Source organism: Aliihoeflea sp. 2WW (genome assembly GCF_000497755.1).
Lineage (GTDB): Bacteria > Pseudomonadota > Alphaproteobacteria > Rhizobiales > Rhizobiaceae > Aliihoeflea.
Map to the genome: position 1 here is coordinate 105,678 of NZ_AYOD01000021.1, position 18,339 is coordinate 124,016.

At 56.4% G+C, this 18,339-nt stretch carries 16 protein-coding genes; 7 read left to right on the forward strand and 9 right to left on the reverse strand.

The features are described 5' to 3' along the window. Positions 1-11 precede the first annotated feature (11 nt). On the forward strand, positions 12-950 hold the full coding sequence (locus tag ALII_RS0112235) for a hypothetical protein (protein WP_152529618.1): 939 nt from the start codon (positions 12-14) through the stop codon (positions 948-950). Here ALII_RS0112235 and ALII_RS0112240 read toward each other — a convergent pair. Continuing rightward, the gene (locus ALII_RS0112240; protein WP_024587600.1) at positions 928-1,659 is read right to left on the reverse strand and encodes a glutathione S-transferase family protein; all 732 of its coding nucleotides are present in this window, start codon (positions 1,657-1,659) and stop codon (positions 928-930) included. The two genes, ALII_RS0112235 and ALII_RS0112240, sit on opposite strands and share 23 nt — an antisense overlap. Positions 1,660-1,725: 66 nt before the next feature. Then, positions 1,726-2,982: a hypothetical protein gene (locus ALII_RS21665; protein WP_152529619.1), complete on the reverse strand. Its 1,257-nt coding sequence runs from the start codon at positions 2,980-2,982 to the stop codon at positions 1,726-1,728. A gap of 81 nt (positions 2,983-3,063) precedes the next feature. On the opposite strand from ALII_RS21665, the gene ALII_RS0112260 reads away from it, so the two are divergent. Beyond that, positions 3,064-3,351, forward strand: a complete 288-nt coding sequence (locus ALII_RS0112260; RefSeq protein ID WP_152529620.1) for a DUF6626 family protein — start codon at positions 3,064-3,066, stop codon at positions 3,349-3,351. Here ALII_RS0112260 and ALII_RS0112265 read toward each other — a convergent pair whose 3' ends face one another. The 4 genes from ALII_RS0112265 to ALII_RS0112280 form a co-directional block, all read right to left on the reverse strand. Further along, positions 3,352-4,290, reverse strand: coding sequence for a hypothetical protein (locus ALII_RS0112265; protein WP_024587605.1), 939 nt, complete (start codon positions 4,288-4,290; stop codon positions 3,352-3,354). Positions 4,291-4,323: 33 nt separating this feature from the next. Further along, positions 4,324-5,580, reverse strand: coding sequence for a hypothetical protein (locus ALII_RS0112270; protein WP_024587606.1), 1,257 nt, complete (start codon positions 5,578-5,580; stop codon positions 4,324-4,326). A gap of 69 nt (positions 5,581-5,649) precedes the next feature. Continuing rightward, complete coding sequence (locus tag ALII_RS0112275) at positions 5,650-7,356, reverse strand: hypothetical protein (protein WP_024587607.1); 1,707 nt, start codon at positions 7,354-7,356, stop codon at positions 5,650-5,652. A gap of 140 nt (positions 7,357-7,496) precedes the next feature. Further along, positions 7,497-8,147, reverse strand: coding sequence for a hypothetical protein (locus tag ALII_RS0112280; RefSeq protein ID WP_024587608.1), 651 nt, complete (start codon positions 8,145-8,147; stop codon positions 7,497-7,499). A 460-nt stretch (positions 8,148-8,607) separates the two neighbouring features. Between ALII_RS0112280 and ALII_RS0112290 the strand changes: the two genes are divergently transcribed. After that, positions 8,608-9,630, forward strand: a complete 1,023-nt coding sequence (locus ALII_RS0112290; RefSeq protein ID WP_024587609.1) for a restriction endonuclease — start codon at positions 8,608-8,610, stop codon at positions 9,628-9,630. Between the two features lie 3 nt (positions 9,631-9,633). Here the strand turns inward: ALII_RS0112290 and ALII_RS0112295 are convergent, their stop codons facing one another. Further along, complete coding sequence (locus ALII_RS0112295; protein WP_024587610.1) at positions 9,634-10,203, reverse strand: site-specific integrase; 570 nt, start codon at positions 10,201-10,203, stop codon at positions 9,634-9,636. Positions 10,204-10,660: 457 nt separating this feature from the next. On the opposite strand from ALII_RS0112295, the gene ALII_RS0112300 reads away from it, so the two are divergent. The 4 genes from ALII_RS0112300 (at position 10,661) to ALII_RS0112315 (ending at position 15,202) form a co-directional block, all read left to right on the forward strand. After that, positions 10,661-10,999 (forward strand): hypothetical protein, encoded by a 339-nt coding sequence (locus ALII_RS0112300; protein WP_029660476.1) that lies wholly within the window; start codon positions 10,661-10,663, stop codon positions 10,997-10,999. Continuing rightward, positions 10,987-11,382, forward strand: a complete 396-nt coding sequence (locus tag ALII_RS22435; protein WP_152529621.1) for a hypothetical protein — start codon at positions 10,987-10,989, stop codon at positions 11,380-11,382. Before ALII_RS0112300 ends, ALII_RS22435 begins: the two co-directional genes overlap by 13 nt. A 38-nt stretch (positions 11,383-11,420) precedes the next feature. Further along, positions 11,421-13,316, forward strand: coding sequence for a hypothetical protein (locus ALII_RS0112310; protein ID WP_152529622.1), 1,896 nt, complete (start codon positions 11,421-11,423; stop codon positions 13,314-13,316). 242 nt (positions 13,317-13,558) lie between these two features. Beyond that, the gene (locus ALII_RS0112315; protein ID WP_024587614.1) at positions 13,559-15,202 is read left to right on the forward strand and encodes a hypothetical protein; all 1,644 of its coding nucleotides are present in this window, start codon (positions 13,559-13,561) and stop codon (positions 15,200-15,202) included. Positions 15,203-15,227: 25 nt separating this feature from the next. Here the strand turns inward: ALII_RS0112315 and ALII_RS22440 are convergent, their stop codons facing one another. Continuing rightward, on the reverse strand, positions 15,228-16,877 hold the full coding sequence (locus ALII_RS22440; protein WP_152529623.1) for a hypothetical protein: 1,650 nt from the start codon (positions 16,875-16,877) through the stop codon (positions 15,228-15,230). 181 nt (positions 16,878-17,058) lie between these two features. Continuing rightward, positions 17,059-17,406, reverse strand: coding sequence for a hypothetical protein (locus ALII_RS22445; RefSeq protein ID WP_152529624.1), 348 nt, complete (start codon positions 17,404-17,406; stop codon positions 17,059-17,061). Positions 17,407-18,339: the final 933 nt, after the last annotated feature.

Consider the following 18,339-nt stretch of genomic DNA (forward strand, 5'->3'; position numbering starts at 1 on the left):
CAGGATGGCGCTTGGCGGCGCTCTTTGACGCTGGATTGGTGCCGCAGAAGCATTGTCCGACTTCAGTTGCGAACATCCTCGCCATGCCCCTCGCCCAGCTGATCCGGCTCGAGCTGCTTGTGGCGATCGCGGGCTTGGCGCTCGCCGCCAAACATCAGGGCACCGCGCTGACCACCCCCTGGCTCGCTGAAGCTGTCATACTCATCGTCCTGTTCGGTGCAGTCGCCGTCGCCATTTTCCTCGCCAGGGTCGTGTTCGGCGGAGCGGTCGGCTGGATGACGAGCTGGTTTGCCATCTTCGTTGCCGTCGTCATCGCCAATGAGGCGTTGAGCTTCCGATCGGTCATTCTGCCCCAGGGACGCCACTACACGCTGACCGACCCCACGGCCGTCAGCATCACCACGCAGGTGCGCGGCCGTTCCGAGATATGGGCCACCGTGACCAACCGCAGCCGAGATTGGCTACGCAATGCTGTGGTGCAGTGCCAGCTTCGCTTTGACAACGGCGATCCGATCGAGCGCGCCTACAGCTACGGGGTCGCCAACGGCTATCTCGGCGAAGGCGAAAGCACGACCAAACCCGTAATCTCGTCGCAGGAAGTGCGCCTGCGTCGCGCTCATCCCGAACTGACCCGATGCAGGCTCAAATATGCGCAGTTTATGGAGCGCCCTGCCCTGCCCGTGGAGATTGCCATCAGCTATGATCGCAACCACTACCGGCACATCTTCACGATCACTAACCGCAGCGACCAGACAATCAGCAATCTGCTGCTTCAGTGCCGAGACGAGAACGGCCTCAATCGAACCTTGCAGACGGTGGGCAGATGGTCAAACGATCCACGGGCAGATCAAGCGATCGTGCCTGGCGGCACGGCTGAACTGGTCACAATGGATCGGTCATTCGGGACGTTGGAAAATTGCGCCGTTCTCAGCCTGTCTTCAACCTCGTAGCTGCGACATCCTCAAAGCACCGCTCTTTCATCCGGTCGCAATAGGCTTTGATAGCGCCGACGCTTCGCGCGTGTTGCGCAACCGGGGTTTGCATGGGCCAATAGACAGTTGGCGCGAGAAGCCCAAAGACCGCGGCGTCATACGATCTTGGTTGATCGCCGAACATAAACGGCCGGTCGCCGAGATAGGCGGCAAACGCGTCGATGTCGGCTTTTCCCTTTGCCGCGATCACGTCCGGCGAGTGCCGTCCAATACCGCGAGCGTAGAGTTGCTTGCGCATATGTGACTGCATCATCGTGAAGACGACGGGTCCAATCACTGGCGGCATGGTTGCGCGCATGTCCGCCTTCATGAATTGAGCGCCTGCCTGGTGAACGAGCAGTTCCCATTCCAAGACCTGATGGAAATGCTCTTCGAACGCACGCCGCCACGCATGGCCCACAGCTTTTTGAGCCGGCGATAAGCCAGCGTCGAGATCAATTCCGTGTCGGCGGGAAAGCAGATCAATGATGAGCTCGGTATCCCCCATTGGCTCACCGTCCAGCAACACCCATGGGTTCTTCTTCTTGGGTGCCTTACGCGTGTCGTCCTCGAATTTCTGCTCGTATGGTATGCCGGCCAGATTGAGCCACGACAGAAGCTTCAAGTCGAACGGCCCGCCCGCTGGCAATCCCCAGTTCGGGCGGAAGGTGTAAACCTGCAAAGACATGGTTACCTCCTGCTTGACGCCGCAAGAGATAATTACCCGAAAGCTCGCCTACGAAAAGAGCCATTTTCAGATGACGTTCTTTCGTTCTGGATCACATATGTACACTGGGAGCAGCTCAAGGCAGCTATCCGGCAGCCAGTTCGTATCTAGTAACGGTTCTTTATACCTACCCTCATCAGGACCAACATCACCAAGACCCATACAGCCCGCACCAGCAGCAACACCCCCACATGCATCTGTCTTTTTAAAAGAAACAGACACATCTATTTCTTCCGAAGAAAGCCAAAGCTCAAAGTCCTCGTCAGTCTCTTCAGCGTTCAGCGGCTTGGGTGCCTTGCGACGCGCTCTCATGCTGATGCGGTCCTCTTCAAAGGCTCTCACCTTCGCATCATGCGCACCGCGTGCATCTCCTGCACGACCAATCTCAAACCTAAGACATCTGAACCCGCCTTTCGTCTGCTTGGCCCAACCCACGTATGCGGCGATGTCTTTGTCCGGCCACCACTGGCGTTGCCTGGGCTGGTCGTCTTCGTCCAGCTGCGTCACGTCCAACCCATAGCCGTCCTTATAGTCTTGTTCGAGCCGGAACTTGAGGCAGTAGCGGATCGCCTTCTTCAAGTTCTCGTTGACGGGAAGGTTTGCCCGAAACCCCTGCACGTGCAGCTGATACGCGGTTCGCCGGCCGTCTCCGCGAAGAGCTTTGCGAAGCTCATCCAACGACACCCCGCCAAGGTCCACGATCACATGCACATGCGGAATCCAGATCGTTCCACCCGCCATTGCCAGCACTGGCGCTCCCAACTCCCCGAGAGCCCGCTGCTTCTGCTGGCTGAGCTTGGGAAGGTCCAACGCGTCAATGCGGTCTATCTCCCAGAACCCCGTCATGTGGACGCCATTCCAGCGGCTGTCCTGGCGGCGCTTTCTTTTTAGAAGATTGATCAGGCGCCGCTTCTCGCGCTTCATGAGGTCGGCGACCAAGCCAAGTTGCGACGTCACTGGCAGCAGGATCGTGACGAATGCCAATCGCTCATTCGGCACACCCAGGAAGCTCTCGCGGATCGCCTTTTTTGTTTCCTTGCCCCGGCGCACCATCGAGCAGCGCGAGCAATGCGGGATGCGGCAGTAGCGCATGTTGTTGTGCGCATCGACCTCTCCGCACTCTCGCATCCGAGAAGACAGGTCATGACCCCAACCGAGAGCATCCATGATCCTCTCATTGTGCTCGTGCCGTCCCGGCGACAGCCACCGGATCCGTCGCAAGTCCCGTGGATCGAGTTGTCCGGTGCGGACCAGCTCCGCGCGCAATTCATCTAATGTTTTCATCGCCAATACCTCCATATTTTGCCCTGCTATTTATAAAGCAGGCCGGCATAAATATTAGCGTTCACGCATATGGAGGTGGCCATGGACATTCGCACAATCTACGAGACCCTCAACAAGCTCGGCTATGCCAACTCGCAAGTGGAGTTTTCGCGTTTCTGGCTGGGGAGAAGTGCCAGATACTATTCGCATCTCATTGCGGCTGGCCGAGAGCCGGGTTTGGGAACTTTGGTAGCTCTTGAATGGCGGCTCATGACGCTTCTGGACGGCCAGCCAAGGATCTGCGGATTACTGGAAGACCTCCGCAACCACATCTCCAGCCGTTCCATCACGGACCAGCCTACCCACGGCAAACGCTGCCACTTGAACTAATCACGCCTGGTCCGGCTTCGTAACCACGACCCGTCGTGGCCGCCCGCGCAGATGCAGTTCCACGAACTTCGTCCGATCCAGGAGGTGGGAACGCTTCCCTTCGCCATGCATGCGTAGGCCTTGCGCGGCATATCGGGCCGCGATGGCTTCATTGCCCACCTTCATGACTTCCGGCGCGTGCTTGAAATGGCTGGGTCCAGAAAACTCCTTCAGCACCATGTTCTCGCAGCGATAGACTGTACAACCATTGGCAACTGCCTCGATCGCGAAAAGCGTATCTTCGCCGTGAAGGGTGTGATCGGGCGGCGGCAGCACCGCCTTACGCCCGTCCAACCGAAAATTCCTGACCACGAACAGGCTTCCCTTTAGATCGTAGTTGGCTTCGAAGACATGACGCGTCTGATAGAACGCAGGCGCTTCAGCCCAAATCTGGTTCTGTCCCGGCAGCTTCGCAGGGTTTATGGGGTAAAACACATCAACGTCGCCATAGGCGGCGGCACCATTCGCGGCCATTTCGCTGAAGAATGCGCCTCCGCTGTTATGGCGGGGGCTATGATAGAGAATGGCATCGTCGTCCATCATGATGCCCCAAGGCACATCACTGTCATAGAACAGGCTCAGGCAGACGATGCGGTTCTCGATTAGAGACTGGCCGGGGATCGAGATAACCCGCCCTCCTCTCGCCAAGAGAAGCTTCAATTCTCCCTCAGCGGCAACTTCTTGCGCCGTCCAACCGGAAGCCAACACCGTGACGGCAACGTCCGTCATTAATCGCCACCAACGCAATTGCTTGCGCAGGTTGATCCTTCGGACAGCGCGATGCTCAGGGCTATCAGGAAGATAGCTGACAATATAAGCAACGAACATGCCGTTGCTGGCATAGGGCGCGTCGGGAAAGGCCACGGGAATGCGGCCATAGTTGTGGTCAATGATCGGCATGGGAAGCTCCAATTTTTGGATCGACGAGCGCTATCAGCGCGCGTCGTCGTCCATGACCGCACTTCCACCCGCATAGTGCGCGAGGAAGCGCTTGTACTTGGTGATCTCGGCCATGGGCGTCGTGCTGCCGAATATCTTGTCAAAGCCCTCCCATGCCTTGCGAATGTGCCAAGGTGTCTGCCCACGGTCAGTGGCTTCGGCCAGTGCGAGGAGATTTGCCTCGCGAAGGGCTGTTAGCTCCTTGAAGACCTCGTGATTGGTGAGCATCTGCAGGCCCAGCGTGTCCCATCCCGTCACGCTGTTATGGTTCGCCGGATTGAAATCACCGATACGGCAGATGTCGCCAAGTGGGCTCGAAAACGGAAATCGGGCATTCCGATCTAAGCCAGACCAGTGATCTGGAAACTGATAGCGGAGGAAGTTCATCTGCTCGCGGTCGTAGGCGATGCCCGTGGTAATCTGCTTGTTCGCCTGCACGATACGGAACGCCAGAGAACTGTCGTAGCTGATCGTGATCGACGCGTTCATGTGCTTGCGCAGCGCTCTTTGGAGACCCGTCAGCATGACACCGAAACCGGGCCGGGTTGTGCCTAGAACATGGATCCACCCAAGACGGTCCAACACGCCCGCATCGCGCATCCCGATGAGCTGCTTGCACCACAACGCCAGATCAAGCTTGGTGTCGCCTGCAAGGGCAACGCCCTCGAAATGACGCTGATACGGCTCCACGGCTGCGGCCCAAATCTGAGCCTCCTTCGCATTGCGACCCTGCATCACGGTCAGCAGGCGGAGGTCATCTGACGACCGATGGTCGATTGCGAACTTGATGCTTTCAATCGTGGTATCGAGACAATCTTGAAATCTCTTGGATGTCCCGCCAGCCACGTCCAGCGAGCGCGTGGGATCATCCAAGATCAGGCCGACGTCACATTGCGCTTCAAGCCAGTTCAGTGACTTTCTGCGAAAAGCTGAGAACGGTTCGGAAAGTGCTCCGCTGATTGCCGAATAACCGCCGCTGTCCCCGATCATGATGGTGCGACGACGGTCCCGCCGAGACACGACAGTCGGGGCATTGTCATAGACGCCGAAGGCTGCGCTATAGAGGCCAGCATGATAGTGAAAGAACGGGCTTGTGCGGTCGAGATAGTTCAGTTGCGCGGCACTGCCGCCATTGGGAAGCGCGCGGTGTTGGTTGGTTGAGTTTCCTGCCGCGAACCGAGCGAAATTCGAATTCAGGGCAGGCGTGAAAACGGCATGGTCCTCCATGCCGATCGTGAGATCGATGGTCATCTAATTCATCCATGGTGCTAGAAAGGAAGTAGCTGGGGCGCGCGCGGTACGCGCCCCGAGGCCGAAGGTCTATTCGGCGTTCTCAAAAACGCTGAACAATGACGCGTTCCTGTCGGCGGCGGTCGTACGGGACGGCACATACACCTCGTAATTGAACCGCGAGGTGCTGAAGGCGAGCCTCAGACCAGCATTTCGATCCGCCGCGTACCGGATCGCGGAGATCACGGGAAGCGCGGCGATCACCGAACTGACGCGCGCAAAATCCCCTTCCATCAGGGACACGGAGACAGCAGTCCCCTTTCCGCTTGCATCTCGTTCGTCGTCCTTCTTACCTGCCGAGATATTCCAGCGGTCGCCCGAAAAATGGTGGTCCTGCTTAGCCTTTGCCTGCTTCGCCTTACCCTTGGCGACCTTGGCAATGAACTCGTTGTGACGAGACCGCCACGTGCGTAAAGACATCTCACCTTCGCACTGCGCGTTGAACCGATCCGGATGGACGGTCAGCGGAAGGTTGCCCTGGGCAGACTGCAAAGGTTCAACCAAACATCCGACGTTCCTATCTCGGTCAGCTGGATCGGCTGCGGCACGGGTCGTGACGACGAGACGGACCACGCCATTGGTGACGCCAGCCTCCTGCCACTCCCCCTGGAACACGTGACGCCGCTGCGGGTCTGCAATGTTGGCATCCATGATCCGCCGCTCCCGGGTGCGCAGATGACAGCGCCTGCCAAGAGGATGCGGAAAGATTTCGTCCACAGGGTCAGCAAGAACGACCACCGACGAATGCACGAGAATGGGGGAAATCGTCACAGGCTCGCCGTCTTCGAACACAATCTGCCTATGGGCGACCCGAACCCCCTTCTCTGGGTCCTCGGGATCGTCCAGTCCGTCCTTCAGAAGTTCCGTGTCCTCTTCGGCCACCATCTCGCTGGCTTCGAGCAACTCGCCGACCTGCGCAATGACAGGATCGACGACATCGACGGACAGCAGCAGAGTATCAATCTGCGTCTGCGTTGCAGGAACAGTTGCGCGCAGGGTCGGCGCAGCGCCATCATGAGCAACAAATGCGACCTGAACGTCGTCAGCGGATCCATCGCCAAAGACAACCGCCCGCGCCTTTTCCAGATGAACCTCACGGCTCAATTCCGGATCCAGCGCAATCTGCGCCTCGCGCTGCGGTCGCGGCTTCCTCTTTGCCTTATTGTTCTTGCGCTGCTCAGCTGCCATTTTCGTGAGACCGCCTCGCTGCTTGATGACGCCCTCCAGGGCCATCACTCCGACCGACGAGACCGGATAGCTGACCGGATCCGACTGGATCGCTGCCGTCAAATTCTCGACTGCAAGCGCAGTCCGGTCGAGGAAGGTCGCCAGATCGTGCCGCCCCGTTTGGCCGATGGTGTTGGCTCCGAAAGTGGCGGCCGTTGCAGGCATGCAAGGATGCTTGCTCTTCGGAATGGTGACGCCCGCATCCATCGCTTCGGCCTTCCAGTCGTGATCAGGCCGATAGGCGATCTCAAGAGCGAGGTAGCTTACCGCCAGACGCAGCTTCTCGTCGGAGCTGACGTAGTCATCTTGGCTTTCCTGCCCGAGATCGCGTCGTTCGTGGGCCCACTCCGCCCAATCCAAATCCTCAGGAATTACCCCCGAGATGGGTTCAATAACATCCGTGTGGCTAGCCTCCTCCTGGGGGATCTCAATAGATGTTGCTTGCTGTGCAAGTTTCGCGTCGGGTGAAGTTTCGGTTGTGGTGGCGAGTTCGGTATTTTCGGTCGACATAGTGGCTCCTATCGGGTCGTCGTGTCGTTATCGACGTCCCGATAGTCCCGCGTTCAGCCGCAGCTACCTTACCAATCCTGAAAAAAGATACAGGCCTCTTTCCTGTTTCAAATCAATCGTTTAGTGCATTGAACAGGATTCTATTTCGTTTGCTTCTTTACGAGTTTCGGCCGGAGATGACGATCCAGACGTGCTGCCACCTTCCCGGCCAATTCGTTGTTGAGATGGAGGTTGCGGCGGGTCCCTTGAACTGAGCTACATGCGACCATCGCGATCACGATACGTGCGGCTCTCGTTTGAACGTACGGCTTGTTTGGAAGAGGCGGCAGCTTGTGCACAAGGTAGTGGCGCTCGGCCAATCGCAGATCGGCAGGAGAAAACCCTTTCATCTCGTGGACAAGGGCTGCCCAGGCTGCGGTCGCCTGATCCAAACATCGCTCCGTCCATCGCTCATGCGCCTCGATGAATTTCTTGCTTCGGGTCTCGGCCGGAACTATCCGAAGCTTTTCGTGGAAGCCGTGCAAAACGTCAAATTGCTCCCACTGCGATAGGGCACGGTACACATTGAGTGTTTCATGGGCGACCAGCGCGGGCAGAGGTTCCCCGAGATGCTGCTCCAACAAGTGCGTCACTCTGCGTTCGTGAGGCAGCATTCCGTCGTGGAGAAGTTGATCCAGCTGATCCTGCAGGCGGATCTTGCCCCAAAGGGTCGCTACAGGGCTTAATGCAACGACTGCTTCATCGTCCCAAAAAGTACTGAGCTTCGCGACAAATAGATCTTCATCGCTCATAGCCGAAATGGTTTTGACATATTCTGGAGCCGTCTGAGGCTTTTGGCCCCGCTTGCCATTGTACGCTCTCGTAGGCTTCGCGTTTCTATCCTCCACTCGTCGATTAATATGATCGCGTCGAGCCACCTGATGGAGGGCATAAAGGTGATCCAGAAGTATTGTGGCGCTGCTCTCCTGAGAACGCCTCTCCATGCCACGAAGGACGCTGCGAGATCTCAGCACCTGCCGAGCACGCGTCCCTTCAAAGACTGAGTTGAGAAGCGCGTGGGGAGACGCGGTCCGAGTGTGAGACATGGCGGAAAGAAACCTGCAGGACAACGAAACGGGGACATCGGCAAAATATTTGCGCAGCAAATCTTTTAAAAAGATTGACCAACGGCTGTAGTACCAACATAGCATTACGCAAAGATGGCCGATAAGCAGTCATCCATCAATTTGATAGTAAAAATGAGAGATTTTGATGGCGGTATGGGTGATAAGGGCGGGCGGCCATGGTGAGCAAGAACCTTACGCCATAGCCAATGACATGGCGGTAGTGGGATGGGATGAGGTGGGCGACCTGGCTAATCTGTTGGAGCGAAAATCTCTACTTCCCCTTCTTGTTGAAGTTTATCCAGATGAAGCTGAGAACACTCTCAAGAACTGGGAGACGCAGCTTTGGGCGTTCTCCCACCGGGTAGAACCTGGCGATCTCGTCATCTTGCCCCGTAAACGCACCTCAACCGTTGCCATTGGCCGCGCATTGGGCGCTTACCGCTTCGTTGAAGACGCCCCTTCAGGCTGCCGCCACCAGATCCCAGTGGAATGGGTCAAGAAGGATATTCCACGTCAGTCCATCGAAAGTGATCTGCGATACTCTATTGGTGGCGCCATGACCGTGTTTCAGGTTCGACGAAACCGTGCCGAAGATCGATTCCGCGCATTTCTTGACGGACGTACCCTTGCCTTGGGCTTCGACACCAAAGCGGCCGAAGAGTTGGATGCAGAGACTGAAGAGGTTACCCACCCCGATCTTGAACGACTGGCTCTTGATCAGATCACAGATCACATCAGCCGCAAATTCCGGGGCCATGAGCTGGAGCGTCTTGTAGAAGCCGTACTGATCGCGCAGGGGTTTGTCACAGACCGCACCAACGAAGGAGCTGACGGTGGCGTCGACATCCTATGTGGACGGGGTTCGCTCGGACTGGAACCCCCTCGTATGTGTGTTCAAGTTAAATCGCAGGATAAGGCGCTGGACGTGAAGGTCGTGCGTGAGCTTCAAGGCGTGCTTAGCACGTTCGGCGCGGATCTAGGGCTGATTGTGGCATGGGGTGGCTTTACCAGCAGCGCGGATCAGGAAGCTCGTCGGAACTTCTTCAAGATCAGGCTATGGGATCCGGACAAGCTGATCACGCAGCTCGTTTCCGTTTACGATCGCCTACCCGAAGACATCCAGAAGGACCTTCCTCTGAAGCGGGTTTGGACGCTGGTTCAGGGCTAGGCTTTAAAGCAGCTCCACAGCCGCGCGCGTGTGTCGGTCCGTAACTTCCACGTATCGTTGCGTCGTGCTCATATTTCTATGACCCGCCAAAGTCATGATCACCTTCAGGCTGACCCCAGCGTGTGCCAGCTTCGTGATGAACCAACGACGACCGCTATGGGAGCTTGCGCCATTCAAGCCAGCCTCTCGGTACAACTTGGACATGAGCTGGCAAAGAGTATTTGCGGAAAAAGCCGTCTGTTTCTGCGTAACGAGCAGAGGCGTATTGATCATAGGTGACCTCTCCCATTCCGCTCGGAAGCGATCGATCTCTCGGCGCAGCTTCTCCCCGATGAACACAACCCGCGCATGGCCGCCCTTCGTGACCGCCGCGCTCAACCTGATCTGGTCACGTACCTGCCCATCGCTGTCGATAACATCGCCGACCCGTAGCGATGCAATCTCCCCTACCCGCAACCCAGCGAGATGCGAAAGCATGATGGCGAGCCGGTTGCGCGCGGCGTGTTTGCTCAGCGCGATCACTGCCAGGAGCCGCTTCAGTTCGACGTCGGTCAGAACCCGTGCCTGCTTCATGGAAACCTCACAAACGATAGCGTTTCTGCGACTTTCGTTATGTTTCCAATTTGGTCGAAGGGCGAGCGCGACGAGCAGCGCGGATGATGCTCAACGGGATCAAGGCTTTGCGACGCGTTTCGGCGAAAACATCATGGAATGTGCGTTACGTGACATGCGGTGGCCTAGTCGGATGCTTGGCTGAAGCCATTGGAAGGCGTGTCGTCTAGGAGCATGTCCACGCAGCACCAATCTTTACGTTAGAACATACGTTTTATTAAACACATGCGCCGCGAACGCTCGATCGGCGGTCCAAACATGCATTAAATCACGGAATTTAACCGCCGTTTAATATGTGAGATAAGATTATGACCCGGGATAGATTTTCGGTCTAATCTGGGCGTGGGGCTTAAGATACCGATATAACATCCTCAAGACAATCAGTATTATCAAATTCTATGTTTGAGGCAATGGAACCATGACCGACATTTCTCCTAATTCAACTGCAATCCATAATAAGGCCCTCGGTTATGTTGCAGGCCTTCTAATGATTTTCTTCGCTCCTGCTGGAGTGATTCTGGCCTATATCGACCGGAGCAAGGCATCCACGTTGCTAGCATCCCACTACTCGTATCTCATCGGGACATTCTGGAAAGGGCTTCTTTTCGGCGTTGTCAGCAGTGTTTTGACCCTGGTTCTCATTGGGGGCCTCCTGTGGATCGCGACGGGCATCTGGTATTTGATCCGCTGCATCAAAAGCCTCGTTTATCTCCACCGTGACCAGCCGATCGCGAAGCCCCACTCGTGGTTGATCTGAGCGTGCGCGCCAACATCACCCGCGTTTCGGCGGTGGTAGTCCTTGGGGCCGCAGTCCTGTTGGGCGCTTGTTCGAATAGAGAGCCTTCCGCTGCAGACATCGTTTCGGCTCTCGAACGCGAAATGAGTTCCGAGCTGGAACAAATGCGAAGGGTCTCGTCTGGACTGATGGGCAGCTACGGGACGAATCCGATGGGCGGCCTGATGAATTTCAAGATTTCGAACCTCGAAAAAATCGGCTGCACCGAAAACGGCAAAACCGCCTATCGCTGCAACGTTAACTTCGAAGTGTCCGGAGGAATTCTCGGTTCAACCCGGCAGACCCGTTCAGGGGCGGTCGAATTGCTGCGAGCAAGCAGCGGATGGACCGTCAGCTCATTCTAGTTGCGGTCCGCATCCAAATATACGCAAGCAGAGTATCCATGAGAAACATTATCGCTACTATAGGAACCGTAGCCCTCCTTGCTGGTGCAAGTGCTGCCAACGCTAACGACGACAGCGTGACGTATTATTCAGGCAGCTTCTCGTGCTCGGGAAGGGACTATACGACCGACTGGACATTCGGACGGCAACTGGGCACAAACGCCTCGACCGCCACGGTATATTTTCAGCGCTCGGCTGTCGACCGCGTCGAGTGGCTCGATCTGGTCGAGCAGGCTGGTTCCGACGCCCTCATCGACGCCAATGGAAATCCGCGTTTGAGAATTGCGCGAGATAACGGCACCATCCTCGCCGACTGGCTGAGAGGGGCGCCGGATCAAGGGTGCGAACCGTTCGCCGTCAGCCAATCGAAAAGCCCGAAAGAGCGTTTCGACGAGCTTTTCACATTCCTTGAGACGTCCCGGCCCGACGCTGCGGCGGCGAATGCAGCGGCGGGAATGCTCGCATCCACGCCGATAATCTATGCCTTGCCCGAACTCGACCAGCAGCTTTATCTTCGCCGGTTAAGCGAGATGAGAAGCGCATTCTGGACTCGCTACCGCGACGGGCTGGTTTCGGACTTCGCCCAGGTGCCGTTGGAAACCGATAGCGACCGCAACGCGTTTGTGCAACTTCTCGCCGGAGCGCTTTCCGGCCCTATGGAGCTGATCGAGGGCCGAAACAATTTCCGCGATGCCTTTGCTGCCTTTCAGCAGGCGGTCGACCGCTATGAAGTCGCCGGGTCTTCTGCGGCCGCGGATATGTATCCAGGCGGGCAGATCGTCTGCCAGCGCTTTTCAGCGATTCAGGATGCCGCACCGGGCTACGATTTTGATAAGCTGGAGTTCGCGACGGGCCTTCCATCCGATTATTGGAGCCGCGATATTGCGGAGGATCTGCTCGAGACGATGCGCGAATGCCATCGCTCCTCGCAAGGCTATGCAAATGAACTTGCGCGCCAGTGGCCTGAAATGCAGAGGACGAGCGAGATTGCGCAGGCTCTTCGCCGGGAGCAGTCCCGCCTTCTCGGCCTACCAGTCGAGATGTCGACACTGATCGATACCAAGAATCTGCAACCCGACGCCGCAGTTGTCTCAAACGTCTCCACTTCCTCACAGATGTATCATCGGTTTTTCGGTCAACCACTCGAGCGAAGACGTGAAGAACTCATTCAAGCGAGCCTGGCATCGATCGCAAAGCAGTCGGAAAGCTACATGCTAGACGAACCCGAAATAGCCCAGTCGGTGTCGGACGCATGCGATGCCCTGAGGTCGAGCGTGTCGCGTGATCGTCGGGACGTGATCCAGCAGGCCTGCACGACCGCAACGAAAAGCATCTCTGACCGGCAGAGGACAGAAGCAACGGCTCAGATCGCCGCCGCTTTCGCCGACGCAGAACCTGGAACCGACGCAGCGAAAGAGGCGTTGGCGCTTTGCGAGAACCTACCCCGCACGCTATCGTTCGACGCTCGCGACGAGGTTTATCGAACGTGTCAGGAAGCCGGAGGCCAATTGCAGGCAAAGGAGCGGGCATTGAGATGCGACATAGCTGTAGCCAAGTCCGGCGCGTCGCCCGAGTTCCTGACGAACACCGTTTCTGTCCGCTCAGCTATCGGCAGCAGGAATGTGGAGCTCAAGGAACTCATTTGCCATGGCATTGAACGCGACGTGCAAGTGTCGTTCAGCTCGAGCGGATATCTCATGTGGAAAAAACAAGAGATGCTTCTCGATTTCCCCGGACCGGCGGAAAAGGTCAACGTTCTACGCCTCGTGCTCAACCCATCCGAGACAGACGCGGACTGGACGATTGACGTGGAAGATTCAGCGACACACGATGAACTCGCGCGTGAAGGCATCGACGTGGAATCCGTGACCGCATGCCTTCTGGGCAGGTGCTAGCCTCTGGAAGAATTGTCCGATCATGACTGGGCGAAGCCGCTGCATTCAGGCAACCGGCTTCGCCCGGATTTCTTCCGGTCGAAGCCTTTCCCCCCTCGCCGCCCGAATGGGTTATGCCGAGGTAGGGTAGAAATCTAATAAACTGATCACCCCCGCAAATAGAGCACGTTGCTGGCGAGACGCGTCGGTGAGTGCCAAGCCCTCAAAGGCGCAGCGGTTGGCAGACGTTGAGTTGCATATCGATGTTCGATCTCAAGCGTATCCCGCCCTTTGTCCCGCTTATGGCGCTGATAACATTCGTGTATCTGACCCTTGAGGTTCCTTTTTCAGTCCATCTTGTGCAAGTTCTGGGCAATAATCCGACACAGGACGAGATCGATCATATTGAGCGCTGTGGCCGCGTGCTGACAGGTCTGGCCGTTTCGATCTGGATCATGGGAATCTGGATATTTCCAGTGGCCTACAAAAGAGGCCAGCCGCTTTTGACAAGCGCGATATTTGCGGCAGCAATAGCCACTATAGTCACGTACTCTACCTATCGGTCGCTTGATGTATTTGCCGAGTATATCGCGGATCATTCCACCGCCGAAGTAAGACATGAAGCGTTCAAGGCGAACCTCGCAAAGGGGTACTTTGCCGCGCATGGTAAAGGTGATCTGGTCCCCTCAAACGAGAATGATTGGAATGCCTTCATATCGGTTGCAGCTGTCCTCTCGTCGCCAGGCAGCTTTGTGTCGGTCGCAGGCGCCAATGTGGAGGATAAGGCCTCGCTGGAGGCGGCACGTTTTCTGGGGACGCCTCAGCACTTCAGGGCGCGCGTGTTCGAGCCGATCTTCGGGGGCGTCCGAACGGCGTTTGACAGCTACGAAGAAGCGTCGATGGCACGTTCGAGCCGCCTTTCTGGAGCCGGTCAGGAGGCCGATCGACATTGGAATACATATCGAGATCGCCTGCGCAGACAGAACCTCGCTCATGTTACGAGTTGGAGTGGTGCAGGGGCCGCACGGGTGCGGCGACAGGTACAAGCCAGTGGTGTTCCGGTTCGAGACAACTGGCACCCAAATGACGAGCGCGGCTTCAAGAGAGCCGCCTCGGAGGAATTGCGGCGTCAGGTGGAAGAGCGCTATCGTAATGGCGTAAATAATTCGGCCGGCGGCTACATCGAGCCTGGCTTACGTTTCGAATCTTTTCTCAAGCATTCGGTCATTCAGAAAAGGATTCGCGAGGACATTGGATTGCCCGTGTCCGGCTCGCCCATATTACCCGAAATTTCTGATGGTGATTTTGTCAGCATCGTTTACGAACCGCGGGCCGCTTCGCTTTCCAAGGAGTTGGCGGATGCCTTCAATAGCTCCAGTGGCGAATTCTCCAACTACGGCAGATACGAGGTCTTCGGGGTTGCTGCGATGAAGGCGACCCGGCTACCGGCGATGGCGATACTGCTGTCGATTGCAGGCGCAGCGCTGCATATCTTCAAGTTCGTCAGCTATCTTTCCTGGATGTATGGCTTAAGCCGAAGCCTTGCTCACAAAAAAATGCTGTCTTTGCGGTATGGATCTTCACTCGCCCTTACGACATGCGCTTTTGGCTACATGTTCCTGGCTGGAAACGCCATCACGGGTACCTCAGCCTTTGCCGAGCTGCGCGCAAGGGGATTTTACAGCTCCGTTCTCGAGGGAGCTATTTCAATACAACCCAAATTCACGTTTTTGGGCAATGCGCTCAGTTTCGGTGCGTGGCAATTGATGGTCGCGCATTTGCCTGCGTCGGCGGATGAAAACAGCCGGCAAAACGCCATCGATATTGTCGGCGTCGTCAGTGACGCGAATTACAGGAATTTGCCGGACACGGGAGTTCCATTGCCAACGTCGCGGCCATCAATGTGATTGTTATGAGCTATCTTGATTTCGATTAGTAATTCGCGAGTTTGTTTTCAATATTTTTCAAGAGCCAATCTATTCCTTGCGCAGACAGGTCCGGCTTGCTCCATGGCCAGATGTCGACGCCAAAATATACCGTCGCGCCGCACAGAATAGCGACTGCTATGGGTATGACGCGGCCGTCGCGTCCGAGCGATACTTGTGTTTTAGCTCCTGTTTCGCGCCGTAGGGCTCGTTTTGCCGAGTTTCGAATAGTTGCGGCAGCAAGGAGATAGGCCGAGGCGGCAAATGCTCCGACGGCAAAAGGAAAATTAGCCTTGGCTGCCAGTTCAGGCAATCCCAGTGACTGGGAGATGGCCCATGCGCCGCCCACAACGAGCAGGGGGCGCCATACGGCATTTCTCACCGCATTCAGTTTGAACTGTTCGATGCATTTTTCGTAGTATTCGCAAACAGAAATTACATATTTGATCGAAACGGCGCCGAGAGTATTTTTCTCTACTGCGCGCGTGCAATCCTGCTTGCCATTTCCATCGTCGTATCCGCTTCTCAGAGCACTTAGCAGGCCCGGAAAGCGTGCCATTCTTTCAAGAAATTCCGACGGTCTGGCGGTGCTGGCTTCGACTGCGGCTGTCGTTGCCGCCTGGGCTTGACCGTCGAGAAACGGCGTGAACCAGGTCGTTTCTTTCGCGGCGTAAAGGTGCTTGAAGTCAAAAGTGTTTCCGACAATGGAGCAAGTGCCCGAAGCCAGCGTAGCGTTGGCGCGAATTTTCACCGAGGCTTTGTGGACGTCGTTTTCAGATGACAGTTCGACAGACGCCGAAGTGGCGTCAGTCCACGGCAGCCATTGGTCGTTGGCCTTGATGTCGCCTTGAAAGCCGCCGCTTGCCCAATCCATCATCAGGCTTTCTTCCTTCGGCGGCAGTGCGGCCGTAGAGGAGAGCGATCCGTCAGTTTTCACGCCCAAACTCAAAAGGCGCGTAAACATGCCGTAACCATTGCAAGGGCCGCACCTGATCTCGCCGTGCCCTCCGCAATTTGTGCATGAGACTTTTGTTGTTCCGTAGCAGGCATCGCAGTCGACCTTGCCGTAGTGACAGCGATAGCACTGGATGTTTCTTCCGTACGAATCCTGCTGGGTGCCCGATCCGGTGCACGCCGGGCAGGCTTTCTTTCCCATGAAACACCAGTTGCAATTCGTTTTGCCATGCCCAGAGCAATGGTGGCACGTGTTGGCTCCGGTTTCGTGGCAGGCGCTGCAACCATGTTCAGTTGCGACGACGGGATGCATCTGTTCCTGGCAACTATAGTTTCCCAGCTTGATTCGCTTGCGAACTTCGTTGACCGAGCGCAGCTCGCCGACCATGGCTCGCTCCGTCGAGGTCATCAGGTTAGCGGCGCTTTGTCGATCCAACACAGGGACGCCGTGGGCATGGCGGCCGGGACTTTCCTTCGAATACACCTGCGTGGTCACGCTGAAGACAGCTTCGAACGAAGATTTCAGACGTTCTCGTTTCCAGCTCTCGAGGTCGAGGGTTTCGAGATGCGTCTTTGCCTCGTCTGAGGGGTAATATACTGAGCGCGCCGTCTTAGCTGCGGCTTCAATCGTATCGCCGAGACGTTCCTGTATTCGGTTATCGCGCGCTTCTTCTTCGGCGTCCGCGCTTTGTTCCTGATCCATCTTTTTTCCGTATGTGCGCGAGAGTTTACTTTCGCATCCCGCGGCGCTTTTGTTTTCTGGATATTGTTTCGCGCGAAAACGTCGCTGGCCCGCGCCAGCCGGCCAATCCAGAGTTATGAGCATGGGGTTGCAAGCGCGGGATCCGAATTTCGCGCCATTCAGTCTCGAGGATACTGGACCGTCAGTGATGAGGTAGATCTATTACCAGCCGTGCGCTGGATGCGTCCCGCGTATGCTCAATGACTTCACATCCATCCCGAACCGGCGACGCGCCTTCAAGGATCAGCTTGTCGCTGTCATGCGGCCAATTCCCAAAGACGCGATATGGAGCCGGATGGCATCCCTTTTTGAAGACATATGCGACGCCGTCAAAGAAGTCTTGCGTGATATTTCCGCGAAACAGCACCTGTCCATACTCAATGAGGCCAGCCAGTCCCTCCCGAGGGCTCAGATATACGATTTCGCCGCGGCCATGATCGATCATCATCCCCGAACCGTTGTGGCCGGCAAGTTCACGGCTGGATGACATTTCGACTTCCGGGACGATCCCGGCTGAATATCGTAAGGAGTGCCAAGCGGACAGAGCAGCCGCCACTGTGCAGCGAGCGTGATGCCCCCATCCGCATTTGACGTCTGTACGACAGTTCCATCGGTCGCTCGCTTAAAGCGATATTGGCCTTCCCAAAGACCCATGTGCGAGTTTCGCCAGAAACCGTCCCAGACATATTCGTCGTCGGACGTCGATATCAGGCTGCCCGTCTGACAATTAGCTTTGGCTTCGTAAACTTTGCCGTGCTCGTTTGAGAGCACGACCGCAGCACAGTCGTCATCGTCGGGACGCCAGTTATCACACCATGCCGCCGCAGACTCTTCGCTGACACGAGCGCGTGCAAACGCACTATCGGTTCCGTACCCGCCGCCTTCGAAAACATACGCTGTCGGCTTTTGTGGATGGACGGGTAGCGCCAATCCAGCGTTCGACAACGAAGCCAGTCCGGCAGCAACGATAGTGACGTACATATTAATTCCCCATCTATAACCCGCTTAGGATCATGTGGTGTGTCCGTATAAATTTGATGGAGATCATTGCTCATTTTTCTGAGATCAGCGTCCATCAGTTTTATAAGAGCATTCCGCTAGCACATCCGAACGCCCGATATTATTAGCTCTCAACTTATCAGCGAACGAGTTGCTGAGAGACTTACTTGTCACGACGTCGTCGAGATGGGCATCGATCCACGCTTCGTTTCAGCAGCCGCTGACCGTCCCGCCGACTGAAATGCGTTGGCCATCTTTTTATGACACAATGGTCTGGAATGTCGTCAATGACCTCGCGATGATGCACGACCGGGCGATCGAAGCCTGGAACAACGGGATATTTTTTTGCCGAATCAGCTAACGAAGCCACAACTGCTACCGTGTTCCGCCGCGCAGATGGCAATCTAAGCCTATCTATGACGAG